Source organism: Pseudomonas sp. KBN12P06040, assembly GCF_037574965.1.
In the GTDB taxonomy this organism is placed as follows: domain Bacteria; phylum Pseudomonadota; class Gammaproteobacteria; order Pseudomonadales; family Pseudomonadaceae; genus Pseudomonas; species Pseudomonas aeruginosa.
In genome coordinates this window covers 77,970-104,207 of sequence record NZ_JBBELS010000001.1, presented here as the reverse complement: position 1 = coordinate 104,207, position 26,238 = coordinate 77,970, and the positions used below count along the sequence as shown (strand labels likewise).

The window sequence follows — 26,238 nt, the reverse complement described above, 5'->3', positions numbered from 1 at the left end:
CGAATGCGTCGATCAACCGGCGCTCCCGGCCGGCCTTGGAAATCCGAAAGAATCGTGCGGGAAGCGATGCACGAACCGTATGAGCCATCAATAGGCCATCTCGGTGGGCGGCAAAGTTACCACAGTTATTCCGATCGTTTCGTTATGCAGGAAGCATACTCGGAGAATTCTGACTGCGTCTCGTTCGCAGGAGCGAGGTGGGACGCCGGGCACCGGTGTCCGCCACCCACCGGTGGCAGCCAGGCAGGCATCCTTGCCGCCCATTGCGCCCGACGCTGTACGGCGCAAACGAAAACGGACACCCCTTGGGAGTGTCCGTCTCTGCCGTCGACCGGTCAGGCCAGGTCGAGGCCGCGCATTCTCAGGCGCAGGTCCTGTTCCTGGGGCTTGCCTGAACGATCCGTCCCGGTTGCCAGGTCCAGGGCATCGAGCAGTCCCTCGCCGTGGCCGCTCCGTTCCCCCAGCGTGGCCTCTTCGAGCACCCGACGGGTCACACCCTGCCCATCCTTGGCGCTGAGCAGTACGCGCATGTCGGTCCCCTTGTCGTAGAGGATCTCCTGCTCATCGCCCTCGATCGATATCTCGCTGACATCGATCCCGGATCTGCCGAACAGGGTGGTTATCGTGCCCTGGCCCGCGAAGCTCCTGGCAACGCCGGGGTCCCGGGAGGTGGAGAGATAGCCGGCGTCGTGGCCGACCTGGCCCTCTTTCACCGCCTCGAAGGCATCCCTGCCCTGGGTGCCGCGGAAGGTCTTCACGACCTGTTCAGCCGGTCCGCTCTTTTCGAACGCGGCAGACATGCCCCGGTCGATCAACGCCTGGCCCGCATCCAGCTCCCGTCCCTGACGCAGGGACCGATTCAGGTGCTGGTACTCGCCGTTGGTATAGAGACCGAGCGCCATCACCTCGGCATCGCTGTACGGCCCGTCCGGGTGTTCGCCGAGGTACTGCTCCGCCTCCAGCCCGAAGTGCTCCACCAGGCCATCCGCCAGCGCCTTGTCGACAGGCTCGCCCTTTACCTCGCTCTCTACCGCGTGGCGCAACAGGGCGACCTTGTCCATTACCGCATGCAGTTGGACGGCGATTTCGCGCAGTTGCTCCGGGCTTGCGCTGAGTACATGCTGGCTGGCGGCACCGCCCGCGGTCCCCCACTGTTGCAGCGCGATCCCCCCAACGCTCTGTTCGAGCAGGCGGGCAGCCTGGGTACGGGAAGCCTCGATCCGGCTGCCATCGCGAATCCCGACCAGGGCGGTGGCCAGCGAGCGCAGGGCGCCGTCGCCGCTGGCCAGGCGCGTGTGATCCTTCGCCAGTCTCTCCGCTGTCAAAGTCGCCAGCTCGCTCGCCTTGCCAAGTCCGCCCAAGGTCAGGGGCAGTGCCTTTTGCAGCATCATCTGCTTGATCTCGGCGGCAGAGAGACTGGCGGCAGGCGGCGCGTCCTGACGGGAGAGCGGCGCCTGGGTGGCGGCGTGGGCACGGCTCCCCAGCAGTTTGCCCAGCCACTCGATGATCGCCACGAAGGGACGCGCGAGGGCGGCCCCCAGGCGGGAGAGCAGGCCCTCGCCCTTCGGTGCTTCCTGGCGCTGGGCCAGTTGTTGCGCCTCCCGGGGAGTGGCCACCTGGCGGGCCTCGACCTGTCCCAGGCGCCCGGCCACGGCCTGGCTCAACTCAGCCACGAAAGACGGGTTCTGCTGAGATGATTGAATATGCATGATGATTGACGTCTCCTGATGTTTCCCCGCCAGTCTAGGAACGAGGCGCCCCTCCGCCTATCAGGATTGGCCGTGGTTTTTTTACTGTTGGCGGCCGTCGGAGCACGCGGAAAGAGAACCGTCAGCGGCCGAAAAACAGCGGACTTTCCCTACGCCAGCTCCCGTGCGCCTACACCGGGGCGGAGAACCCGATGGATACCGGCGGCAGCGCCGGCCTCATGGCGGACGGCGTACCGCCGTGCGGGCGCCTCGGGGTCGTCTGCTGCTATGGTGCGCACAGGCACGTCGCCATCCTCTCTCCCGGCGAATGGAATCGAGCATGACGCTTTCCCTGGATCTGTTGTTGAGCCTGTGCACGGCCCTGGCCATCGGCCTCCTGATCGGCGCCGAGCGCGGCTGGCAGGAGCGCGACCACGAAGATGCGCGGCAGATCGCCGGAATCCGCACCTTCAGCCTGGCCGGCCTGCTCGGCGGCTTCGCCACCCTGCTCGCGGGCGAACTGGGCAGCGCAGTCTGGGTAGCCTTGCTGCTGGCCCTCGCGGCGCTGGCCGTGGCCGGCTACGTGAGCGATGTCAGGCGTGGCGGCGACCAGGGCATGACCACCGAGATCGCCCTGCTGATGACCTTCCTCCTCGGCAGCCTCGCCCTCACCGAACAGCGCCTGCTGGCTGCCGCCGGCGGCATCGTGCTGACCCTGCTGCTGAGCCTCAAGGACAAGCTCCACGCCCTGCTGAAGCGCCTGACCGCCGAGGAGCTATCGGGCACCCTCAAGCTGCTGTTCATTTCCGTGGTCCTGCTGCCGGTGCTGCCCAACCAGGGCTATGGTCCCTGGGCGTTCTTCAATCCCTACCTGACCTGGTGGATGGTGGTGCTGATCGCCGCCCTCGGTTTCTCCGCCTACCTGGCCATCCGCCTGATCGGCTCGCGCAAGGGCCTGTTGCTGACCGCGGTGCTCGGCGGCCTGGTGTCCTCCACGGTGATGACCCTGACCCTGGCGCGCCTGCGCGAGCGCATGCCCGACGCCCTGTTGGCGTGCGCCCTGCTGGCGACCTCGGCGCTGATGTTCCCGCGCATCCTCGTCGAGATCGGCGCGATCCACCCGGCCTTGCTGAAGGAGCTGGCCCTGCCATTCGCCGCCACCACCCTCGTCTACCTTGGCGGCACGCTGTTCCACGCCCTGCGCGGCGGCCGCGCCAGCCAGGAGGCGCCCGACGAGCCAGGCCTGCGCAACCCCTTCGAACTGCTCCCGGCCATGCGTTTCGCCGCCCTGCTGAGCGCGATCCTGCTGTTGGTGGAGGTCGGCCGGCGGCTGTTCGGCGACGCCGGTATCTATGCGGTCGCGTTGCTCTCCGGCCTCGCCGACGTCGACGCGATCACCCTGTCCCTGGCCCGCGCGGCGCAGGGCGAACTCGATCCAGGCGTGGCCAGCCGCGGCATCGCCCTTGCCGCCCTGAGCAACAGCCTGGTCAAGGCCGGCCTGGTCGTGCTGGTGGGCGGCAAGCGGCTGGCCCTGCAAACGCTACCCTTCAGCCTGGCGGGGCTGCTGGTAGGAGCGCTGCTGATCCTGTTGTGAGGCGCCGGGGAAACCCCGGAGCGCCGCTGGACGAACGCGACGGCAACCGCCTGGCGCCCCGCATCAACCTGCGCGGCTACTGGCTGCAACGGCCGGGTTTCGAGGACCGGACCAGGACCCGGGTGAGGCAGGGCGGCCTGGCGATCACGGCGGAGCGAGGGGAGGGGACGCCTCCGCGCTGGACTGAGGCGTCTCTGCGAGGTCGGAGACAAGGCGGTGGCTGGCTGAGCCAATCGCCCTTTGCGGCGTGAAGAGCGCCTGGAACTAGCGGCACTCACCCCGCGCGGTCGCATCGACCACCCGGCCCGAGGCGTCGGCAAAGAATTCGTAGATGCAGGTGTAATAGCCGCTCTGGTTGGCCGTGCCGGTCTTCTGGTTCAGGACCGAGCTGTTGGGCGTATTGCCATGGCCCTGCTCGTAGTAGGTGTAGTCGTAGTCGTGGCTATAGTTCTCGTACTCCTTCCACACGTACTTCTGCCTGGCGGCATCCCCCGTCACGCGTTCCGGCTCGCCGAAGCGCTTGATCACGTCCTGGATTGGCAAGCCGATCCAGGATTGCGCATCGCTACGCGCGCGACTGCCATAGGCCTCCATGACGCACCCCGACACGCTGATCGCAAGGGCCGCCAGGGCGGTGAGTCTCAGAGCCAGTACCGGCATATGTGCTTCTCCTTCCATGGCGGCCTGCCTACGCGGCATCCCGCTCCCTTTGCGCGGGTCGGTGTGCTGCGAATGGTAGGGGGCCGGGGCCCGCCCGTTCAACGGGAGACGGCGGTTTCCGGTGTACTAGTACATTGGGGCGCTGTGCGACGGAGCAGTAGAAAGGAGGGCCGGCAAGCCGCCAGGAGCAGATGGATATGGGTGGCCATCAGGCAAAATGCGTAGACCTTGATACCGAAGGCATCCTCGAGGTCTTGAGGGTCGGAGAGGTAGCGTTGGTAGTCCTCGTCCTCGGCGAATACCACTTGCCGATTGTGTCCCCGCTGGACCACGTGAAGCGGATAATTCGGTAAAACCACTCGCCCTTGCCTAGGCATCGCGGAGCCTCCTTACGGCGTCTGCGCTGGAGCCTCCTTGCTTAGAAAATTAGAGCAGGGAAAATAGATCTGTCCCCTTTGTTCTCTATCCCGGGCGAGAACCGGGGGGCTTCAAACGTCTGGAATCTCAATGTGAAATGACTTCGCATAAATATACCAAAGCACCCAGCCCGGCCCCGGCTGAACTTCGAGAACCCCCTCTAACAAATACTCTCTGGAAAGAGCATCAATACAAGAACGGGAACCAAACTCTTGAATCACTTTATTTCCAGCAGACTCTTCTCGACCATCTGTATATTCATTAGTTATCCTTTTTGAAAAGTGAGCGCCTTCAAAAACAAACCAGCAACCACCAACAAACTCATGCATAGCGTATTGACTGTCGGCTTTGCTTGAGAAAAAGGGACAGATTTATTTTTACTACTCTAGTTTCGGCGACTGCGCCCACGCCGAACCCAAAGCGAATAACTCGCTAAACCATGCGCCCTTACCTAGGCATGTCGCCCCCTTGACGGAGCCTGCGCTGGAGCCTCCGTGTTCAGAAGTTAGGATAGGGAAAATAAAAACTCTTCCTTTATGTTAATAATTAGAAATAAGTTTATCTACGTACTCTTTACGGTATAAACCCAAATCAGCCTGCTCCATCATAAACTCTCTACTAACGAACTCGCCAAAATCAAAATTCGAATATACAGATCTCGTTTCATCCAACATAACCAAAACCCCTATCTCTTCTAAAACCTCTTCATACAGAACCCATGAGACCATATCTGAAAAAGCTACTATTCTACCTACCTCTCCAACTAAAACATGCTCTTCATATAAAGAAAACAGCCTATTCTCTATCTCAGTAAAATTAACTTCAAGCAGATCAACCTCATAAACCGAGGAGATCTCAAATTTATTTTTTTGGGCTACCAAAAAGCAGAAAAATATTTTTTTCGCACCACAATTAACGCTAACAAAAAATAACAATTTTAAAATACTCAAACTATATAGAGCCGATCTCTCAACAAAAAATGCCATCCCTTTCTTTACCTTAACAACATTATCTGGAAGCTTCTTTGAAAAGTCCATCAAACCACATAAAACATGCTGACAGGAACTATTCATATTACACCCCTAAGGATTTTCAAAACGAATCTTTACAGCAATATTTTTCTTATTATTTCCACCTATCTTTAGTTCCGCAGAAGGTAGCCCCGTAGTTTTTGATCTTGAGTAGAACGTGTATGTTTTATCTCCTTTAAATTAGAGTAGGGAAAATAAATCTGTCCCCTTTATGCTCTGCAGCCCATAACTTGACCAGGGATAGGCCGCCACATCGTCCACCATCCGCGCCCGAATAGGGTTCAGTTCGATGTACCGGCAACACGCCAGTTATAGCGACTTTCCCACAACGTTCCGGAACGGCCCTCCAAGCGATTCCGATATCGTGTCGTGCGCGCCGCCAGCGTTTTCATCAGTTGCGCCAAGCCAGACAGCGAATCACCAGGCGCCAAGAGCAGATGGACATGGTTGGTCATCAGGCAAAATGCGTAGACCTTGATACCAAAGGCATCCTTGAGGTCCCGTAGATCGGAGAGGTAACGCTGGTAGTCCTCGTCCTCGGCGAATACCACTTGCCGATTGTGTCCCCGCTGGACCACGTGAAGCGGATAATTCGGTAAAACCACTCGCCCTTGCCTAGGCATCGCGGAGCCTCCTTACGGCGTCTGCGCTGGAGCCTCCCTGCTTAGAAAATTAGAGTAGGGAAAATAAATCTGTCCCCTTTATGCTTATGAAATTTTAAATTAACTTTAGATCTCGAAGCTTTCTCTCCGTTATAAACTCCAAACCGCCGACTTCTACTTTTGAGCCGTCCGAGTATTGCGAGTGCCCACACACATTGCATTGATAAGCCACTAGGTTATTATACTTCCCTATAAAGACATGCATCCCTTCAGAATTACAATTAGGACATTTTTTATCAACCTCTACAGTTATCAAAGCCTCAATAACATCTCTTAAAAATTGCGCAATATAGTCCACATCCTTAGCCTGATATTTGAAAGTAAATTTCTTAAAATTCTCTAACTCGGATGATGAAAAATTTGAAAAGTTAACAGGCATCTCCTCTCCACTTAGACCCAGGAACTCCTCAAACCCATAAACAGCAAATGAGCCAGACAGGAAAAATTTTCTATTCCTTTTTATCCAATTTAGAATTAAATCAAGAACTTCTTTTGGAGAAGCCTCAGCGCTCAGCAGTCTTACAGCTGATTGAAAGTCAGTCCATACACGTATTGGAAGATAGCTCAATTAATCCACCGCCTTGATTGGGAAGGTTGTGATCAAATTACCAGCTCTGTCAGTAAGTATTTTTAATACCGAGGTGGGCACTCCTCCATCCTTTAAATTGGTAGTGCCAATTACTTTACCTACATCAACGGTCCTCACGAATTGCCCATCAGGCAATGCCATAACTGGTGACTTAACAACAGGGCTGCTCTGAAGTACATCCTTCAGTTCACTCGGAGTGATAGTGAACACAGAAAAAAGGGGACAGATTTATTTTCCCTGCTCTAATCTCGGCCGCCCTTGCCCACGCCGCTCTATTCTCACCCCGGCTACCCGCTCGATCTCGTCCACGAACCGTTGATTGCCCGTCAGTTGTCCACGCTGAACCGCCTCGCGAATCAGCCTCAATTCCTCGGCCGGTATCGCCTCTTTCATGAACGTTACGTATCGCCGATATCTCTCTTCGGCCGTCTGACCTAGCTCAATGAAGCAGGGATCCATATCCAACCAGTTTGGCTCCTTCAACCAATCCGCCCGCAGCCCATAACTTGACCAGGGATAGGCCGCCACATCGTCCACCATCCGCGCCCGAACAGGGTTCAGTTCGATGTACCGGCAACACGCCAGCAGGTAGGCATCGCTCTGTACGACACTCGATTTATAGCGACTTTCCCACAACGTTCCGGAACGGCCCTCCAAGCGATTCCGATATCGTGTCGTGCGCGCCGCCAGCGTTTTCATCAGTTGCGCCAAGCCAGACAGCGAATCACCAGGCGCCAAGAGCAGATGGACATGGTTGGTCATCAGGCAAAATGCGTAGACCTTGATACCAAAGGCATCCTTGAGGTCCCGTAGATCGGAGAGGTAACGCTGGTAGTCCTCGTCCTCGGCGAATACCACTTGCCGATTGTGTCCCCGCTGGACCACGTGAAGCGGATAATTCGGTAAAACCACTCGCCCTTGCCTAGGCATCGCGGAGCCTCCTTACGGCGTCTGCACTGGAGCCTCCCTGCTTAGAAAATTAGAGTAGGGAAAATAAATCTGTCCCCTTTATGCTGTTGGCGCAAGATCAACAAACTCTTGCCGTTCGACTAAATGTTTCTGGAACGCGTGGCCATTCGCAACCTCCTCAGACAGGAGCTGAGAATTAAGCCTGCCTTGATTGATAGCACTTTCTGCGCCGGAGCTACCTTTTGCCCCAACTAAATATCAAAAGACTCTCTGCGACGGTATACAACCCTACCCACCTCCGAAAGCCCCGGAAGGCGTTCACGCCCCACGATCAACTCAGACCTGCATCTCAAACTAGAGCCCTGATATGCCGTATATTGGCAAACAACATCCTCAATCTCCTCAACGTCCTCTTCGTTGCTCTCTTCAAGATAAAATCTCAATACCCACTCATCGCCATCCCATAACAATGCAATCATTCTAAAATTGGCAGATATCGCACCTACCAACGCTTGAATTAGCATTAACACTTGAAAATTCCATTCTTCCAACGTTGGCTGGCTACTCATTTGGGACTCCAGTTTGGATTTGTAGGGACAATACTTGGACTCTTTGTGCCCTTGATAATAAATACATTGGTTGCCTGATCAGTTATACCAACACCGAGATTAACGTTAGTTCCAGTAACGCCCTCAAACTTGACTACTGGGAATCCCTGAGCATTTCTCCCTAGGATTTTCACTTGGCCGGTATGGTAGGCATCAAGCACTTTTTGAGCATCAGAGACACTGTTTAAGAAACCACCGCCTCCCCGTGCCTCAAGCTGCTGTGTTCCAGCAATATGGCGAAGCTGCTTCTGGCTTATCTTGGTAGAGACATCAGGGAAATCTTTCAGTGTAAGTATTCCTTTCGGACCATCCGTAACGACGCCCTTGCCTGCCCCTGCCAACCCTCCATCAATGGCCAGCCCAACCTCAACTCCCAATGCAGTCGAACTCGCGGCGTTGTCCCGCACCACGCTGGCACCCTGGCCTTGCATGGTGTGCAAGGCATCCAGATAGCCTTTCATACGGATGTCTTCAGGTAACGAGGCAACCGAGTTCCAAGCGTTCTGGATATCCCGCTCCGCACAGCTTGAACAGGTTAGCGCACCCTGATCTTGCCCAGCAGCCGTGGACACGGGTTTAAGCACACATCCTGGCCTCGAAGGCCTCTGGGCTGATGTGCCCCAGCGTGCTGTGTCGCCGCTGGCGGTTGTAATCGGTTTCGACGTATTCAAACACGGTTTCACGCATCTGGGCGCGGCTCGTGAAGCGCTCGCCGTGGATGCACTCGACCTTCAGGCTGTGGAAGAAGCTCTCTGCACAGGCATTGTCGTAGCAGTTGCCTTTGGCGCTCATGCTGCATCGCAAGTGATGGGCGCGGATCAGCTCCTGGTAAGCCGCTGAGCAGTACTGGCTGCCGCGGTCGCTATGCACGATCACGTCATTAGGCTGCCTACGTCGCCACAGCGCCATGTGCAAGGCATCGCAAACCAAGTCGGCCGTCATGCGTTCGTTCATGGCCCAGCCGATCACCATCCGTGAATACAGATCGATGACCACTGCCAGATACAGCCAGCCTTCCTCCGTATACAGGTAGGTGATGTCACCCACCCATTTCTGATTTGGCGCAGATGCCTTGAAATCCTGCTTGAGCAAGTTCTCTGCCACTGGCAGGGAGTGCTGAGAATTGGTCGTGGCCTTGAACTTCTTGGCGGCCTTGGCACGCAGTCCTTGCCGTTGCATCGAGGCGGCTACCGTCTTGCGATTGCAGGGTAGGCCGGCTTCCCGCAGGTCGTGGCAAAGCCGTGGAGCCCCGCTGCGGCCCTTGCGTGCGCTGTATGCCTGAGCGACCTGCCGATCCAGTTCGGCTCTTCGCCGCTGGCGCATTGACGGCCTGCGAGAGCACCAAGCGTAGTAACCGCTGCGGGCAACGCCCAACACGCGACACATGGCCTGGATCGAGAAATGCGCGGTATGAGTCCTCATGAAGGCGTACTTCACTTGAGGCTCTTGGCAAAGTACGCGGCGGCCTTTTTTACGATGGCCAGCTCCTCGGCGTGCTCGGCCAACAGCCGCTTGAGTCGGGCATTCTCGTCGGCCAGCGACTGCTCGCGCTCGCTGCCGGACTGAGTCTGGTGCTTCTTGCTCCGCCAGCCGTAGAGCTGGGAAGCATGCAGGCCGAGCTGTTCGGCAGCCTTGCTGACGCCAATGCGCTCGGCCAAAGCCAGCGCTTCGTCCTTGTAGGCTTGGGAATGGCGGGTGCGGGTCTGTTTCATTGGGGTTGCTTGTCTTGCCATGATTCACCTCGTTGCAGTTTATCGCTTAACGGGGTGTCCACTGGGACTGGGCAAGATCACCCATCAACCACAAGGCAGTTTTTGAAGGCGCGCTGACGATCCCTTCCAGTGCCAGCCCAAAGCCCGCTTGGCTACCTTCACCTTTGGCATTCAGCACTTCCGCACGGTTCGCGGGGTCCCTCGTATAGCTCGCGGGATTCGCTAGGGCTATGTTTTCCAGAACGCTGGTCAGGGCCTCCTTGTTCTTGAATAGCGCCGTCAGCCCCACCCGCTCGTTGTAGTAGTCAGCCTGGGTCACCTGGAAGAGATTGCTGTCCGGGCCTGTGCCCAGCTCCGTACGCAGATACTGAGCAGCCCGGGCAGCGTTGATGTCTGTGCCGGCCAAGGCCTGGTTCCAGCCATTGTCCACCATCATGGCGGCCGTGCTGAGAAGCTCTTTGCGGGCGGTGTCCTCGCTCAGCCCATTTTCCTGGGCATAACGTTTGACGCGCTCCACATCCGATGCGAATTTGATTTCATCTGGGTGTAGCTGCCGGTTGTACGCCGTCCCGCTTTTGGCGATCTCGGCGCCCAGACTCACATCGCCATTGACCGCACTTGCCGCGGCTACGCCAACGAGTTGCGAGGCCATCAGTTCGAGGTTTTGATCGCCACCTACCATTTTCCCAAGGAGGTTGATCATGGCCTCGTTGGCACCAGCGGCCGCCGCTCCAGTCTTGAAGTCACTGCCGGAGGCTTCGGCCAGCAGACCTCCCATCAGGGCGTGAGCCATGATTTTCGGCGGGCTGCCATCAGGGTATTTGACCGAGTCGCCAATGAAATTGAAACCTACCGCCATTCCCAGGTTGCGCGCCTGACCTGCCATGGCATTACCGAGGTTGTCGATGTAGCTGCCGCCATAGGCGGCCTGCTGCATGACCGATTGAGCAAAGCCTTGGGCAATGCTGTAGGCAGCAAATCCACCGATTCCCTCAACTGTGCTGAGCTTGAATCCTTTGGTGACTTTGTTGATGTTGTCACTGGATACGCCGAATGCCTTGTCCAACTGCGGGCTGACGAGATAAGCCGTGGCCGCTGCGATGGCGTACCCTTTCAGACTGTCAGCGCTGGTGGCCTGTTGCAGCCCCTTGCCAAGGTCACCGCCATTGTTGATGGTGCCAATGGCGAGGTTGCTGGCCATTGCGCCATACACCGGGCCGAGGTAAGCAGCTGCAACGATGGCAATGGCCAGTGACGGCGCAGCCCCCAACCCCGAGTTGCTGTACTTCCAGCTATCGTGCACCTCCTGCACCATGCGCCAGTCCACATCCCCGCGCTGCTCGGCCTCCTTCAGCCACGCCAGTTGCGGATCCGCCTGCACCATCGCGTCGATGGTCTGGCTCACGGTCTTCTGGTCGATATGCTTGAGGTCGATCTTCAGCCCTTCCACGGCCTTGATCGCCAGATTCCCCTGGGCCACGATCTGGCTCTGGCGCACGGTTTCGTCGGTCTGGCCCTTGCCCTTCGACGACTGCCACGCCAGGTCGCCCTTGCTCTTCTCGTGGCTTTCCTGGTGCAGGTCCTTCACCGCCTCGAAGGTCACCGCGCCGCCGCTGACGATGGCCAGGTCGTTGCCCGATTCCAGCTTCGCGCCCTGGTAGGTCTGGTCGCCGCCGCTGAGCAGGGTGAGGTTGCCGCCGCTGCTGATCTGGCTGCCCACCGCCTTGACGTCGGTGACTTCGTCGCGCCGGGTTTCCTTGCGGCCGAAGTCGCCTTTCTTCTTCTTGTCGTACAGGTAGTAGTTGCTGTCGTTGGCGGCCAGCAGTTCCAGCTTGTCGCCGGCCACCAGGTAGGCCTCGTCGCCGGCGCTGGCCTGGCTCGCGATCAGGCGCAGGTCCTGTCCGGCATTGATCGCCAGGTCGCCCCCGGCATCCACGCGGGTGCCTTGCTGGGCGACCTTGTCTTCCTGGTAGGTGACCTTCCTGGTCTTGCTGTAGGCATGCTCCTCGTTCGCCGCCGCCGCCAGGGTCACGTCGCGCCCGGCGGAGAGGGCGATGTCGCGGCGCGCTTCGAGGGCGCTGGCCACTGCGCTGAGGTCGCGCCCGGCGCTGACGTTCAGGTCCCGCCCGGCACTGACTTCGGCGCCGAGCTGGGTCACGCTCTGTAGCCGCGACGTGTTCCAGCGGGTCTGGCCCTGGCGGTCCTCGACGGCGGCGACGGTGACGTCGCGTCCGGCGTCGAGGCTGAGGTCGCCGCGGCTCTGCAGCACCCCGCCGAGGTTGGCGATGTCGCGTCCGGCCTGGACGTTCAGGCTGTTCGCCGCCTCCACCCGCGCGGCGCTGTCGGCGAAGCTGCGCTCCCAGGTGCGGCCGTCGAGCGCGCTGTCGTAGCGGGTCACGCTGCGTTCGTTGATCACGTCGCCGGTCAGCGCGGTGAGGCTCACGTCGCGCCCGGCGATGACCCCGCCCTGGCGGTTGCGGATCGAGTCGCCGGCGAGCAGGTCGAGGCGCTTGCCGGCCTCGATCAGGCCGCTGTTGTCGAGGTTGTCGGCTGTCGCCGAGAGGTCGTTCCGCGCGCGCAGGGTGCCGACGTTATGCAGGTCGCCGCCGCTCACCAGCTTCACGTCGCGGCCCTGGATCAGCGCACCGTTGGGTGCCAGCCGACCCTCCGCCTGGGCCAGGTAGACCACCGGCGCGAGGACCTTCTCGCCGTTCACCTCGACCTCTTCCAACCACACGATGTCGTGGGTCAGCGCCGCCATCTGCTCCGCGCTCAGGCCCACACCCAGTTGCAGGTGCAGTTGGTCCTTGTGGGGCGAGTCGGAAACAGGCAACGCATGCGTTGCCCCGGCGAGCGACCCGCCAGGGATAACGGGGCCGGGGGTTCAGGACTCTGCGGATGTGGCGACAGTGAGGTCTTGCACGGTGCTCTTCTTCTAAATCGAAAATGTAAATTGTTAAAGAGCAAGGAATTACTGAACGGGGAAAACCTACCTGCCTTTTAGCTTTAGAGTAGCAAAAATAAATCTGTCTCCTTCATCTCATTACAGAGACTCAATCGGCTTGAATAAATCTCTTCCAACCTAATAAGGCTCTCTCAAAATCATCAAGCGCAATAGCGGCGGAGCAATCCTCATCATACAAGGAGTATATTCTTGCCATTCCATTTCTCAACTCAACACCCCAGCTATCACGACTCCAGTCAGAACATTCAATAGCACCACGCCTTATCTGATTGACCCTAGACAAGCCTTCATCTAACCAAGCTATGGAGCTTTCATATTTCTGCCCCCCATGATCGACAAATAAACATGCTAATAGGTCTATGCCATCATCACTTAAAACATCAGATTGGCAGCTAGGCTCTTTATTCTCACCTTCCCCAGTCCAAAAATATCTAATCTTCATTTAACCCTTTCACCTATAATTTCGGATAAACCGTAGTCTTAGGACTAAGATAACCTTCGACCCTTACGCCACTTGGCGTAGTTCCATTCCACTTATTTCCTGTGACTGTCCTATTTTGGAAAGCAGCATCAACCTCTACCTTTATCCTATCTGCAGTCCAAGATTTTGGAAACATCGTAGATACTCCGCCATTGTTTGTCTTTGGCAAGTAACTTCCCGGATTTGCTGGGTCTGCCACTTCAATTTTAGCGCTATACACACCTTGAGCGTTCGGCACCGACTCGGTTCCAGGAATAACGCGTACATCTCCCGTAACAGTTGAGTGCCCGCCCACCACATTTCCGTTTGGTTTTACTTCCGCTCGAATAATGTGGCCATCAAAGTCAATCGTGAAAAAAAGGGGACGAAAAAAAGGGGACAGATTTATTTTCCCTACTCTAATCTCGGCCGCCCTTGCCCATGCCGCTCTATTCTCACCCCGGCTACCCGTTCGATCTCGTCCACGAACCGTTGATTTCCCGTCAGTTGTCCACGCTGAACCGCCTCGCGAATTAGCCTCAATTCCTCGGCCGGTATCGCCTCTTTCACGAACGTTACGTATCGCCGATATCGCTCTTCGGCCGTCTGACCTAGCTCAATGAAGCAGGGATCCATATCCAACCAGTTTGGCTCCTTCAACCAATCCGCCCGCAGCCCATAACTTGACCAGGGATAGGCCGCCACATCGTCCACCATCCGCGCCCGAACAGGGTTCAGTTCGATGTACCGGCAACACGCCAGCAGGTAGGCATCGCTCTGTACGACACTCGATTTATAGCGACTTTCCCACAACGTTCCGGAACGGCCCTCCAAGCGATTCCGATATCGTGTCGTGCGCGCCGCCAGCGTTTTCATCAGTTGCGCCAAGCCAGACAGCGAATCACCAGGCGCCAAGAGCAGATGGACATGGTTGGTCATCAGGCAAAATGCGTAGACCTTGATACCAAAGGCATCCTTGAGGTCCCGTAGATCGGAGAGGTAACGCTGGTAGTCCTCGTCCTCGGCGAATACCACTTGCCGATTGTGTCCCCGCTGGACCACGTGAAGCGGATAATTCGGTAAAACCACTCGCCCTTGCCTAGGCATCGCGGAGCCTCCTTACGGCGTCTGCGCTGGAGCCTCCCTGCTTAGAAAATTAGAGTAGGGAAAATAAATCTGTCCCCTTTATGGTAAAGGAGGAAGCCTACCTGCCTTTTAGACTTAGAGTAGTAAAAATAAATCTTTTCTTTTTGGCTTACCCCCCTTTGGGATCCTTTACCCCTTATGGTCATAGTGATTCGTCATCCAAAGGTTTCCTGACGTTTTTTAAAAATACCCGCTTTATCGCTCCATATTTAAAAAAGTTCTCTTTGGCATTGTTCAGACTTATCCCGTTAGCACCACCATCATAATCAGGGTCTTTATTCTGAGCAATGTCATCTTCCCAGTAACACACGGGACATATTTCATAAGTTCCGCACGGCTCCTCATCAAAAGTTAAGTATCCACAGCACGGGCAAGGATATCTCACTGGGCTCTCCTTACTGCCTATTCCAATAGTTAATGCCGTCCTGAAAAAAAGGGGACAGATTTATTTTTACTACTCTAATTTCGGCGACTGCGCCCACTCTGAAACGCTCAAAGCAAATAATTCGCTAAACCATGCGCCCTTACCTAGGCATCGCGAATTTCCTTTACGGCATCTGCGCTGGAGCCTCCATGCTCAGAAAATTTAGAGTAGAGAAAATAAATCTGTCCCTTTCATTCGGTGCAAAAAGACGCGGGCCGTAGGTGCGTCAACACCTACGGCCCGCTAACCACAAGCAGCTAAGAAGGAGCTGACCATGGCTAAGGCCGATCATAGGGCAGTCACGCCCAGAACTGAACGTTTTGCCACCGTCGCCGCCGATTCAATAGCCCCGGGAGTGCCGGGGCTATTTTTATTGAAAACAACACTACTTACCGTAGTTGAATGCAATACCAAATTTCATTTCATCAACGTGTAATTTAATTACACATCCAGACCACCCCCCCTCTCCAGCGGTCAAATTGTTGGCTGAAAAATAATCGCGCAATTGGACCAGCAACTCTGTCAAATCCCCTACAGCACGCCCATCCGGATCAAACCAGTTCAACTCACCAGACTGATCAACATAGTCAAACTCATACTTCCCTCCATCGCCCTCTGAGAAAAGCTCCGCCCGAACTATTATTTCCCTAGCATCCGCTGGGCCAGCATCGACTAAAAGCTGTCCAATTTTCTGATATAACTCTTGATCGCCCATCAAATACCACCCGGTGAGTTTTTGAAATCGACAATGACAGGGCGACCACCATCAATAGAGTATCTGACAGTAAATCTATCAGGACGCACAGATGAGCCAGAATAGACAGGCTCAATTTTCACACTGACCATCTGCCCTTGCTTGAGCGCAGATGACCAAGTGTTCTCCATGGACTTCCAGGCACCTTTATTCAAGTTCCCATTCATGGGAAGCAGGTTCAGCTTCTCACCTGGCCCATTGAAGATACTTGCAATCAGATGGCCACCTTCATCGCCACTAACCCCGCATTTACCAGCAATGCACTGCTGATAAGTATTCCGGTCACTCTTCGTCAGCGAGAGGTTGGACTCAACCTTCTCAACACGCCCAAGACTATCTGTCTGATAGGTCTTGTTCCCGTCCACTTTATAAATCGTGTTCGGCTCTGGTTTGTTGAGTTCCTTAGTCCATGACCCTTTGCTGCCAGAGCTAACTTCTACTTCACGCAGCGCCGTTCCAGTTCCTTTTGGCCCTTGCGGAGCCGGCAGCTTACCCAGTCCCTCGACCAAATCAGCAGCCTCGGATACTTTACCTTCCTTGTAAAGTGCCTTCGCCTTGGCCAGGATCTTCGCAGCGCCATCCCCAATGCCCGGCACCAAGCCTATTCCGGCCATCGTATAGTCGAAGGGGTCTTGCGCTTCGACAAACGCCTTGCCATCGCCATAACCTGGGATGAAGTCAGAACCCAAGCTGGCCATCGCCTCGGCCAGCCGCTTGGAATCAGCTGCCGTTATCGGGTCGTTGATCTGGTAGATGCTGCGCAGCTCGCCCTCAATGGTGTATGCCATCAGTTGCGGGTTCTGCATGGCTTGCCGGTACTGCTCTTGTGCTTCTGGAGTCCAACTGGCCTGTTTCAAACTCTGGGCAGATTCCCAAGCCTCTTTACGCAGCGCTGTACATGTCGTGCTACTACCGTCCGAAGAACAGGCCGTAAGTAGTGCCAGATCGCGACTCCGGTCGAGTTGGTTTAATTCATCGACGCGGCCACAAGCGGTTGAGTCTCCGCCGTTACATGCCTTCTTGGCCTCGAAGCGTTCCTGGTTTTCTTCGTGGTTTAGGTAGTTGTATTGGACAGAATTCCTCGCCGCCCAACTCCCCGTTTCAAGCTCCTTGTAACTGGCACCGGGGTCCTTCGCGACTACCCCGACCAGCCCCGTCAGTTGCGAGGCCATGGCCAGCATCGCCTCGCGATTTTCCGGCGAGTAGCTGCTGACCAGTTTGTCCAGGTCCTTCACCAGTGCTTCGTTGAGTCCTGCACCAATCGCTCCAGCAGCGAAGCTGTCGCCACGCGCTTGGGCGGCCAAGCCCCCCATCAGCGCATGCATCACCACCATTTGCGCGCTTCCGGTTTCCAGCTTGTGGGTCTTGCCGAAGTCACCAATGGCGTTGAAGCCGGCGGCAGCAAAGGTATTGTAGAGACTGTCCTTGAGGGCATCGCCGAAGCTGCCACCCTGTCCCATAGCCTTACCCAAGGCCGTGCTGGTGAGGTTCTGCATCGCCTGGTTGGCGGCGAAGCGACTGGCACCGCTGACGGTACTCAGGTCCACCGTGACCTTGCTGGTATCGACGTTGGTCTTGGTGTCCAGCACCTTGTCGAAGTACTCGGTGGTCAAGTAAGCCGTGGCCGCCGCGATGGCGTAGCTCTTGAGAGCACTGGAGCTGGTGGCGTGTTGCAGCCCTTTGCCAAGGTCGCCACCGTTATTGATGGTGCCAACGGCAAGATTGCTGGCCATAGGGCCATACACCGGGCCGAGGTAAGCAGCCGCAACGATGGCAATGGCCAGTGACGGCGCAGCCCCCAGCCCCGAGTTGCTGTACTTCCAGCTATCGTGCACCTCCTGCACCCTGCGCCAGTCCACATCCCCGCGCTGCTCGGCCTCCTTCAGCCACGCCAGTTGCGGATCCGCCTGCACCATCGCATCGATGGTCTGGCTCACGGTCTTCTGGTCGATATGCTTGAGGTCGATCTTCAGCCCTTCCACGGCCTTGATCGCCAGATTCCCCTGGGCCACGATCTGGGTCTGGCGCACGGTTTCGTCGGTCTGGCCCTTGCCCTTCGACGACTGCCACGCCAGGTCGCCCTTGCTCTTCTCGTGGCTCTCCTGGTGCAGGTCCTTCACCGCCTCGAAGGTCACCGCGCCGCCGCTGACGATGGCCAGGTCGTTGCCCGATTCCAGCTTCGCGCCCTGGTAGGTCTGGTCGCCGCCGCTGAGCAGAGTGAGGTCGCCGCCGCTGCTGATCTGGCTGCCCACCGCCTTGACGTCGGTGACTTCGTCGCGCCGGGTTTCCTTGCGGCCGAAGTCGCCTTTCTTCTTCTTGTCGTACAGGTAGTAGTTGCTGTCGTTGGCGGCCAGCAGTTCCAGCTTGTCGCCGGCCACCAGGTAGGCCTCGTCGCCGGCGCTGGCCTGGCTCGCGATCAGGCGCAGGTCCTGTCCGGCATTGATCGCCAGGTCGCCCCCGGCATCCACGCGGGTGCCTTGCTGGGCGACCTTGTCTTCCTGGTAGGTGACCTTCCTGGTCTTGCTGTAGGCATGCTCCTCGTTCGCCGCCGCCGCCAGGGTCACGTCGCGCCCGGCGGAGAGGGCGATGTCGCGGCGCGCTTCGAGGGCGCTGGCCACTGCGCTGAGGTCGCGCCCGGCGCTGACGTTCAGGTCCCGCCCGGCACTGACTTCGGCGCCGAGCTGGGTCACGCTCTGTAGCCGCGACGTGTTCCAGCGGGTCTGGCCCTGGCGGTCCTCGACGGCGGCGACGGTGACGTCGCGTCCGGCGTCGAGGCTGAGGTCGCCGCGGCTCTGCAGCACCCCACCGAGGTTGGCGATGTCGCGTCCGGCCTGGACGTTCAGGCTGTTCGCCGCCTCCACCCGCGCGGCGCTGTCGGCGAAGCTGCGCTCCCAGGTGCGGCCGTCGAGCGCGCTGTCGTAGCGGGTCACGCTGCGTTCGTTGATCACGTCGCCGGTCAGCGCGGTGAGGCTCACGTCGCGCCCAGCGATGACCCCGCCCTGGCGGTTGCGGATCGAGTCGCCGGCGAGCAGGTCGAGGCGCTTGCCGGCCTCGATCAGGCCGCTGTTGTCGAGGTTGTCGGCTGTCGCCGAGAGGTCGTTCCGCGCGCGCAGGGTGCCGACATTATGCAGGTCGCCGCCGCTCACCAGCTTCACGTCGCGGCCCTGGATCAGCGCACCGTTGGGTGCCAGCCGACCCTCCGCCTGGGCCAGGTAGACCACCGGCGCGAGGACCTTCTCGCCGTTCACCTCGACCTCTTCCAGCCAGACGATGTCGTGGGTCAGCGCCGCCATCTGCTCCGCGCTCAAACCTACGCCCAGTTGCAGCTGGAGCTTGTCCTTGTAAGCGATGGCGTTGTCCATCAGGTAGCGGAACAGTGCCTCGTCGCTGCTCAGCCCGTCGATGTAGCGCTGGCCGGTGCGCGCCACCACCGCGTCGCGGATCAGCCGCTGCTCGTAGAGACCGTCGCCGAGACGCTTCTTGCTATCGTCCGGGTTCATGCCCAGGCCGCTGAGCAAGTAGTCCGAGTTGAGGAACTGCTTCAGCTCGGTGAGCGCCGGGTTGGTCTCGATCAGGTACTTGTGGCTGGCGCTCGGCGTGGCGTTGCCGGGCACGCCCTGGACCCGGGCGACGCCCGGCAGGCTACCGCCGAGCGTGCTGCCGCCCTGACCCTGGACGTTGGCCGCGCCAGCCAGGCCGTCGACTCGCACGCCCTGGCCCTGCCAGGTACCGGCGACGTTGCCGGCGCCTTGCTGGCCGACCGAGACGCCGCTGCCGCCCTGGGTGCGGTCGGCGCCGGCGCCGAGCGCGGCGCTGCCATTGCCGTCCTCGGCGAAGCGCGAGCTGAGACGGAACAGGCCGTTGTCGCCCTGGGGCAGGCTGAAGCCGGGCAGGGTGACCGGGTTGACCTGGCGCCGCGCCAGGTCGGGCGGCAGTTGCGAGGTCAGCGGCACGACCACCGAAACCCCGCTGCCGCCCACCGCGCTGTCGCCCACCTGGCGGCCGCTGCCGACGAAGGTGTAGCCGGGGCGGGTGACGCCGTTGTCGATGCGCGTGCTGGCATTGACCGTGACGTCGCCGGCGGCCTGGATCACCGCTGCGTAGGACTGGTCGCCACTGCTGATCGGGGTCGGCCCCTTGCTCGGGAATTCGTACTCGAAGGACCAGTCGCTGAGGATCGCGTTGAGCGCGGCGGGGATCTCGCCCGCGCGCGCCGGGTCGAAGTTGGCGCTCTGGTACCAGTAGAGGTTGGTGAAGTTGCGCGACTTCTGGTCGATGCCGCCGATATCGCCGCCGCGAGCGGTACGCAGCACGCGGATGGTTTCCAGCTCGCCGGTTTCCAGGCCCTGGTTGTCGAGGACTTCGAGGTTGGCGGTGAGGTTGCCGCCGCTGCCGATCAGACTGGAAAGGTTGTTCAGGGTGCCGCCGTCGATGGCGAAGTCGCCTCCGGCCAGCAGTTGCCCCATGGCGCTGCTGGCGGTGACCTCGGTCTTGTCGCGCTGGGTGATGGTCCAGATGGCGTTGCGCTTGCCGCTGCAGTCGCCCGCGTTGACGCCTTCGATGCAGGCGGTCTGCTCCATCTTCGCGGTGTACAGGCCCGACTTGCTTTCCAGCACGGCGCGACGGTTCTCGATCAGGCTGGCACGCAGGCTGAAGTCCTTGCCGCTCTCGATCACCCCGGAAAGGTTGCGCAGGCTGGCGGCACGGTTGCCGGCATCGTCGCGGGCGATATCCAGCCTGCCGAGGCTGTACACATCCCCGTAGAGGTTGGTGATGTCGCCGGCGCGCAGGGTCATGTCGGCGCCACTGAACAGCAACCCGCGCTCGTTGAGCAGGGCGGGCGCGTTCAATCGCAGGTTGCCGCCGCCGCCCAGGGTGCCGTAGTTGTTCAGGCTCGCGGCGCTGGCCACGAGGTCGCCGGCGGCGGTGATCCGCCCACGGTTGACCAGCAGGTTGCCGGCGCCGAGCGTGACATTGGCGCCGCCGGCGAGGCTGGCGGCGTTGCCGAGGTCGAGGCTGGCGGCGTTCAGGGCGAAGTCGCCGAGGCTGGTGGCGCGGCCGTTGCCACGGTAGCCGCCGCTCAGGTCGAGGCGGAAGCTGCCGTCGCTGGCCAGCAGGCCGTCGTTGCTCCAGTCGCCGCCGCGGCCAGTGAAGGACTGCACCGCCAGCAGCTTGCCCTCGGCCGTCTGGCGGAAGGTGCCGATGTCCAGGTTCAGGCGTCCGGCTTGCAGCACGCTGCTGTTGGTCCATTCGCTGGCGCGGATGTCCAGCAGGCCATTGGTGGTCAGTTCGCCGCCGGCGCGGATCACCTGCCCGGAATCCAGGCCGAAGGTGCCGTTGCCGGTGTGGAGGATGCGCCCGCCGGCGTTGGCCAGGCTGCCCAGTTGCAGGTCGAGGTCCTGGTTGGCGCTTTCCAGCACGCCGTAGGCGTTGTTCAGGTCGCCAGCGACCAGCCGCGTGCTGCCGCTGCGGCCGAGGGCGCGCAGGCTGCCGCCGCTGTTGTCGATCGCGGCGGCGCGCAGGTGCAGCTCGCTTTCGCTTTCCAACTGGCCGAAGCGGTTGGCCAGCGCGCCGGCCAGGCTGAAGTCGATGCGCCCGGCGCCGACCTTGCCGCCCTGGCCCGCCGCCGCGCCCTGATTGAGGAAGCGCTGGCCGTCGAGGCTGAGCAGGCCGCTGGCGTAGAGGCCGCCGCCCTGGTTGTCGAAGTCGGCGGTGACGATGCGGTTGTCGCCGCCCAGCGCCGAGAGATGGCCCTGCTGGTTGCGTACGCCTTGCCCGGCGCGAATCTCCAGCGACTGCGCCTGGGTGACGCCGGCGCTGTTGTCGAACAGCCCGGTGACCAGCTTCAGCCAACCCTTGGCGCTGTTGAGCACGCCGCCGGCGCCGTTGTCGAGGCTGCCGCTCTGCAGGTCGAGGTTGCCGGCCCGGCTGTCCAGGCGGCCGCCCTGGTTGTCCAGCGCGCCGCCGATACGCAGCCGGTTGTCGCCCTGGGCCTGGAGCGTGCCCTGGCGGTTGTCCAGGCTGCCGGCCTGCACCTCGAGGGCGCCGGCCTGGCTGAAGATCAGCCCGTCCTGCTGGTTGCGCAGGGCGCCGCCGCCCAGGCGCAGGCTCATGTCGGCCTGGCTGGCGAGGGTGCCGGAGGCGCTGTTGTCGAGGCTGCCGGCGCTGATCTCCAGCAGCCCCTGGCTGACCAGCTTGCCGCCGCGGTTGTCGACGCTGGCGCTGCGCAGCAGCAGGTCGCCGCCGCTGGCCAGGCGCGCCGCGCCGGCGTTGACCAGGGCGCCGCCGAGGATGGCGTCGAGCCGGCCCTGGCTGATCAACTGGCCGTCGCTGTTATCCAGGCTGGCGCCCTTGAGCAGCAGGCTGCCGCCGTTGATCCGGCCGCCGGCGTTGTTCAGCAGCGTATCGTCGCGCTCGAAGCTCAGCGCGCGCTGCGCCGAGACCAGGCCGCCCTGGCCGTTGTCCAGCTTCCCGGCGATGCTCAGGGTCACGTCGCTTTCGCCGGAGACAATGCCCTGGGCGTTATCCAGGCTGGCGGCGTCGATCCGTTGCGCGCCCTTGCTGACCAGGGCGCCCTGGCCGTGGTTGTCCAGCGCGCCGCCGAGGCTGATGGCCAGCTCGCCGTCCTTGCTCGAAAGGGTGCCGCCGGCGCTGTTGTCCAGGCTCCCGCCTGTCACCGTCAGGCCCTGCCATCCGGAGAGCAGGCCGGCGCCGGCGTTGCCCAGCGCGTCGGCGTCCAGGCGCAGTTTCCCGGCGCTGATGATGCGCCCCTGCTGGCCGTTGTCGATGCGCCTGGCCAGCAGCTCGAAGCCCTGCTGGCTGGAAATCTCGCCGCCCTGGCGGTTGTCGAGGACGTTCAGCCGCTCGATGCTCAGCGGGCCGCGGGCACTGATCAGGCCGCCCTGGTTATCCAGGTCGCCGCCTCGCAGGTCGAGACTGACGCCGCGCTCGCCGATCAGCCGGCCCTGGCGTTGCACCAGGCGCTCGACCGTCAGGCGCAGGTCGCCCCGGGCGGAGATTTCGCCGCCGTCGGCGGAATCGACGCGCCCTGCCGTCAGTTCCAGTTCGCCGTCGCTGGTGAGCAGGCCGCCACGGTTGTCCAGGTTGGCGGCGCTCAGGCGCAGCGACTGCTTGCCACTGAGGGCGCCGCCACGGTTGTCGAGGTCGGCGCTGCTGACGTCCAGCACGCCCTGGCTGATCAGTTGGCCACCCTCGGCGTTGTCCAGCGCACCAGTGACGACGCTCAGGCCGGCGTTGCCAGAGAGCAGGCCCTTGCCGCTGTTGTCCAGCGAGGCGCTGGCGAGCGTCAGGCGGGCGCCGGAGACGGTGCCTTCGGCGTGGTTGTCCAGCGCGCCATCGACGCGCAGGTCGATGCCGGCGCGGCTGGCCAGGGTGCCCTTGGCGCTGTTGTCCAGGCGAGCGGCCGCGATGTCCAGGCCGGCGGCGCCGGAGATCACCCCGGCCAGGCTGTTGTCCAGGGCCTGGGCGATGCGCAGGGTCAGGCTGTCGGCGCCGATCAGGCGCCCGCCGCGGTTGTCCAGGCTGGCGGCGGCGAGGGTGAAGGCGCGGTCGCTGGAAATTTCCCCGCCGGCGCCGTTGTCCACCGCGCCGAGCTGGCGCAGCAGCAGCGCGCCGGGCGTGGCGATCAGGCCGCCGTCGCGGTTGACCAGCGTGCCGCCATTGAGGTCGAGGGTGACGCCGGTTTCGCTGACCAGAACGCCGCCTCCGCGCTGGTCGAGGCCTTTCAGGTTGGCGTCGAGCAGGCCCTTGGCGCTGATCCGGCCCTGCTGGCCGTTGTCCAACCGGGCGGCCACCAGGGTGATGCCGGCGTTGCTGCCGATGCCGCCGTTGCGGCTGTTGTCCAGCACGCCGGTGCGGATATCCACCGCGCCCTTGGCGCTGATCACGCCGGAACGGCTGTTGTCGAGGCTGGCGCCCTTCAGCGTCACGCCGGCATCGCTGAGCAGCCTGCCGCCCTGGTTGTCCAGCGCGGCCTGGCTGGTCAGCGCCAGCGCACCGGCGCTGGAGAAGGTTCCGCCACGGTTGTCCAGGCGCGCGGCGCGCGCCGTCAGGCTGCCTTCGCTGACCAGCGCGCCGCCCTGGTTGTCCAGCACGCCGCCGAGGCTCACGCTCAGGCTGTTCTGGCTGTCGAGCCGACCGCCGTCGCCGTTGAACAGTTCGCCGCCGTCCAGGCTCAGGCCGTCGCGTCCGGCCAGCACCCCCTTGGCCTGGTTCAGCAGGCGCTGCACGGTGAGGCGCAGGCCGCTGTCGCCGATGACCTTGCCGCCGCGGTTGTCCAGTTGCTCGCGGGCGTTCACGGCGACCTTCGAGGTGCTGGAAATCTCGCCGGCGCGGTTGTCGACCTGCCGCGCCTCGATAGCGATGCCGCCATTCGCGGCGATCAGCCCGGACTGGCTGTTGTCGAGCGTGTCGGCCGCGACCTTCAGGGTCTTTTCGCTGACCAGTTCGCCACCTTGCTGGGCCAGGCTGCCAAGCGTCGCCTGCAGGTCGCCCTTGGCGGCGATACGCCCTCCGGCGTTGCCGACGGCGTTCGCTGCGAGGTCCAGGCGGCCATCGCTGAGCAGCTTGCCACCCTGGTCGTTGCGCAGGCTGGCGACCTCCACGCGCACGCCAGCCTTGCCGCTGGCGCTGCCGCCGTCGCGGTTGTCGAAGGCGCCTCCCGTGGCGCTCAGGCCGGCGTCGGCCACCAGCACGCCGCCACGGTTGTCCAGGCTGGCGCCGTGGACGTTCAACTCGCTGCGGCTCGACAGCAGGCCGCCGGCGCGGTTGTCCAGTTGCCCCACCGTCACGCGCTGCGCGCCCTGGCTGAGCAGGTTGCCTTCATCGCGGTTGTCCAGCAGGCCGCCGAGGCTGACCTCCAGGCCGCCCCGGCTGCTCAGCGTGCCCTTGCCGCTGTTGTCCAGGCTGCGCGCCCGCAGGTCGAGGCGGTTGGCTGCGGAGAACAAGCCGAGGCGGTTGTCGATGGCACCGCTGGCGACCACCAGCAGGTCGTCGCCGATCAGCTTGCCGCCGCGATTGTCGAGGCTGCCGACGCGAGCCTCGACGCGCTTGCCGGAGACTTCGCCGTCCCCCCGGTTGACCAGCGCCTGGGCGCTGACGCGGGTGGACTGCTGGCTGCCGAGCAGGCCTTGCTGGCCGTTGTCGAGCGTCGCCGCGCCGACCTCCAGGTCGTTCAGGCCGATCACCTGGCCGCCACGGTTGTCGAGATCGCCACGGGTCTTGACCACGGCGCGGTCCCGGCTCTGCAACAGGCCGTCCTGGCGGTTGTCCAGGCTGCTCGCCTCGACCCGCAGTTCGCCCTCGGCGAGCAGCTTGCCGCCACGGTTGTCCAGGTGCCCGGCGTCGACCCGGACGGTCGCCCCCTTCAGGCTGCCGCCCTGGTTGTCCAGCGCCTGGCTCGCCTTCGCTTCCAGCGCGCGGCTGGCCACCAGGCTGCCGGCGTTGCGCAGGGTGCCGCTGCGCAGCTCGAGGTCGCCGCGCGCGTTGCGCCGCTCGTCTGGCTCGACGCCGGCTTCGATCACCCCGGCGTTGTCGATATGCGCCGCCTCCAGCGCGATGCGTTCGCGCGCCGCCAGGCTCTGCCGGTTGACCAGTTCCTCCGCGCTGCGGATCTCGGCGCTGCCACCGGCGTAGGTCTTGCCGTTCAGCTCCACGGCCTGGGCCGCGATCTTCAGGTCGCCCTGGCTGGAGGCCTGGGCCAGGCTCAGCTTGCCGCTGGCGTCGATGCGGATGTCGCCGCCGCTGGCGGCCATGTCGCCGGCCAGCTTCACCCCCACGCCCTGCTCGGTGCCGACCAGGCGGATCGCCCCGGCGTACATCCCGCCCAGCGCCGAGCTGTCGATCGCCAGCTGTGGCTTCTCGCTGCCATCGGCGGCGCGCGGCGTGGCCTGCAGGCTGTCGGCCTGGACGTCGTTGCGGCCGGTGACGATGTTGAGGTTCTTCGCGTAGAGCTTGGCGTTGAGCTTGGCGCTGCGGGTGATCAGGTCGAACTGTTCGAGGTTGCCGACGTTCAGTTCGGCGCCTTCGACGACGATGTCGCCGCCGTCCACCTGGAAGCGCTCCAGGCGCTGGCCGTCCATGATCGGCTTGCCGGTGGTGAGGGTCGCGCGCGGCGTGTTGATGAAGCCGCAGCCCTGGCAGGTGATGCCGTGCGGGTTGGCGACGATCACCCGCGCCGACTGCCCGGCCACCTCGGTGTAGCCGGCCAGGGTGCTGCGGTTGCCGCCGGTGACCTGGTTGAGGATCACCTGCGCCGCCTGGCCCTTGAGGTTGGGGTTGCCGAGGATGATCCCGCCGAGCTGGGTACCCTGGGTCTTGCCGGTAGCGTTGTTGAGGATCAGCCCGTTGGCGCCGACGTTGTAGTCGCGGAAATGGTTGTTCGACAGCCCAGCGCCGTTGGGCGTGGCGATATTGACGATGGGCACGCCGTTGCCCGCCTGGCCCAGGCCGGTGTTGCCGCCGGCGGCCTTGTCCAGCGCCAGCCCCGCCGCCGCGGCGACGATCGGGTTGAGGAACAGGATGCCGGCCAGGGACAGGGCGATGCACTGGTTCAGCGGGCTGCGGATGTCCATATCGTTACTCCTTGGCGGGTAGGGGCC

Annotated in this window: 16 protein-coding genes and 3 pseudogenes; 1 reads left to right on the top strand and 18 read right to left on the bottom strand. The window is 61.5% G+C overall.

What is annotated here, in order from left to right; translation table 11 throughout:
• Positions 1-335: 335 nt before the first annotated feature.
• A complete protein-coding gene (exoT, locus tag VQ067_RS00460; protein ID WP_003114583.1) occupies positions 336-1,709 on the bottom strand; it encodes a T3SS effector bifunctional cytotoxin exoenzyme T in 1,374 nt (457 codons plus the stop codon).
• 163 nt (positions 1,710-1,872) lie between these two features.
• On the opposite strand from exoT, the gene VQ067_RS00455 reads away from it, so the two are divergent.
• Positions 1,873-3,282: an MgtC/SapB family protein gene (locus VQ067_RS00455; RefSeq protein ID WP_019484681.1), complete on the top strand. Its 1,410-nt coding sequence runs from the start codon at positions 1,873-1,875 to the stop codon at positions 3,280-3,282.
• Positions 3,283-3,546: 264 nt separating this feature from the next.
• Here the strand turns inward: VQ067_RS00455 and VQ067_RS00450 are convergent, their stop codons facing one another.
• From VQ067_RS00450 to tpsA2, 17 genes and pseudogenes are all read right to left on the bottom strand, one after another.
• Positions 3,547-3,942: a hypothetical protein gene (locus tag VQ067_RS00450; protein WP_003083536.1), complete on the bottom strand. Its 396-nt coding sequence runs from the start codon at positions 3,940-3,942 to the stop codon at positions 3,547-3,549.
• A gap of 179 nt (positions 3,943-4,121) precedes the next feature.
• Positions 4,122-4,319 (bottom strand): annotated as a pseudogene (locus tag VQ067_RS00445) (transposase); the annotation flags it as partial.
• A gap of 111 nt (positions 4,320-4,430) precedes the next feature.
• Positions 4,431-4,688, bottom strand: a complete 258-nt coding sequence (locus VQ067_RS00440; protein WP_124080958.1) for a hypothetical protein — start codon at positions 4,686-4,688, stop codon at positions 4,431-4,433.
• 210 nt (positions 4,689-4,898) lie between these two features.
• Positions 4,899-5,432, bottom strand: coding sequence for a hypothetical protein (locus VQ067_RS00435; protein ID WP_169311240.1), 534 nt, complete (start codon positions 5,430-5,432; stop codon positions 4,899-4,901).
• Positions 5,433-5,603: 171 nt separating this feature from the next.
• Positions 5,604-6,013: pseudogene (locus VQ067_RS00430) on the bottom strand (transposase); the annotation flags it as partial.
• Between the two features lie 94 nt (positions 6,014-6,107).
• A complete protein-coding gene (locus VQ067_RS00425; RefSeq protein ID WP_071534148.1) occupies positions 6,108-6,620 on the bottom strand; it encodes a hypothetical protein in 513 nt (170 codons plus the stop codon).
• A 249-nt stretch (positions 6,621-6,869) separates the two neighbouring features.
• Positions 6,870-7,571, bottom strand: a complete 702-nt coding sequence (locus VQ067_RS00420; RefSeq protein ID WP_003114586.1) for a transposase — start codon at positions 7,569-7,571, stop codon at positions 6,870-6,872.
• 230 nt (positions 7,572-7,801) lie between these two features.
• Positions 7,802-8,119, bottom strand: coding sequence for a hypothetical protein (locus VQ067_RS00415; RefSeq protein ID WP_019485604.1), 318 nt, complete (start codon positions 8,117-8,119; stop codon positions 7,802-7,804).
• A complete protein-coding gene (locus VQ067_RS00410) occupies positions 8,116-8,619 on the bottom strand; it encodes a polymorphic toxin type 50 domain-containing protein (protein ID WP_128622390.1) in 504 nt (167 codons plus the stop codon). Before VQ067_RS00410 ends, VQ067_RS00415 begins: the two co-directional genes overlap by 4 nt.
• Positions 8,620-8,734: 115 nt before the next feature.
• A protein-coding gene (locus tag VQ067_RS00405; RefSeq protein ID WP_105446839.1) for an IS3 family transposase occupies positions 8,735-9,891 on the bottom strand; the annotation gives its coding sequence in 2 pieces (ribosomal slippage) (positions 8,735-9,633 and positions 9,633-9,891; 1,158 coding nt in all).
• 481 nt (positions 9,892-10,372) lie between these two features.
• A pseudogene (locus VQ067_RS00400) lies at positions 10,373-12,682 on the bottom strand (DUF637 domain-containing protein); the annotation flags it as partial.
• Between the two features lie 241 nt (positions 12,683-12,923).
• On the bottom strand, positions 12,924-13,277 hold the full coding sequence (locus VQ067_RS00395; RefSeq protein ID WP_223677471.1) for a hypothetical protein: 354 nt from the start codon (positions 13,275-13,277) through the stop codon (positions 12,924-12,926).
• A 13-nt stretch (positions 13,278-13,290) separates the two neighbouring features.
• On the bottom strand, positions 13,291-13,644 hold the full coding sequence (locus VQ067_RS00390; RefSeq protein WP_071534145.1) for an EndoU domain-containing protein: 354 nt from the start codon (positions 13,642-13,644) through the stop codon (positions 13,291-13,293).
• 65 nt (positions 13,645-13,709) lie between these two features.
• The gene (locus tag VQ067_RS00385) at positions 13,710-14,402 is read right to left on the bottom strand and encodes a transposase (protein WP_023094285.1); all 693 of its coding nucleotides are present in this window, start codon (positions 14,400-14,402) and stop codon (positions 13,710-13,712) included.
• 181 nt (positions 14,403-14,583) lie between these two features.
• Positions 14,584-14,826 (bottom strand): CPCC family cysteine-rich protein, encoded by a 243-nt coding sequence (locus VQ067_RS00380; protein ID WP_071533946.1) that lies wholly within the window; start codon positions 14,824-14,826, stop codon positions 14,584-14,586.
• A 424-nt stretch (positions 14,827-15,250) separates the two neighbouring features.
• Positions 15,251-15,580 carry a hypothetical protein gene (locus tag VQ067_RS00375; RefSeq protein ID WP_049347895.1) on the bottom strand — a complete coding sequence of 110 codons (330 nt, stop codon included), beginning with the start codon at positions 15,578-15,580 and terminating at the stop codon, positions 15,251-15,253.
• Positions 15,580-26,211 (bottom strand): two-partner secretion system putative hemagglutinin TpsA2, encoded by a 10,632-nt coding sequence (gene tpsA2, locus VQ067_RS00370; protein ID WP_079758976.1) that lies wholly within the window; start codon positions 26,209-26,211, stop codon positions 15,580-15,582. The genes VQ067_RS00375 and tpsA2 overlap by 1 nt, the downstream gene beginning before the upstream one ends.
• Between the last annotated feature and the right edge of the window lie 27 nt (positions 26,212-26,238).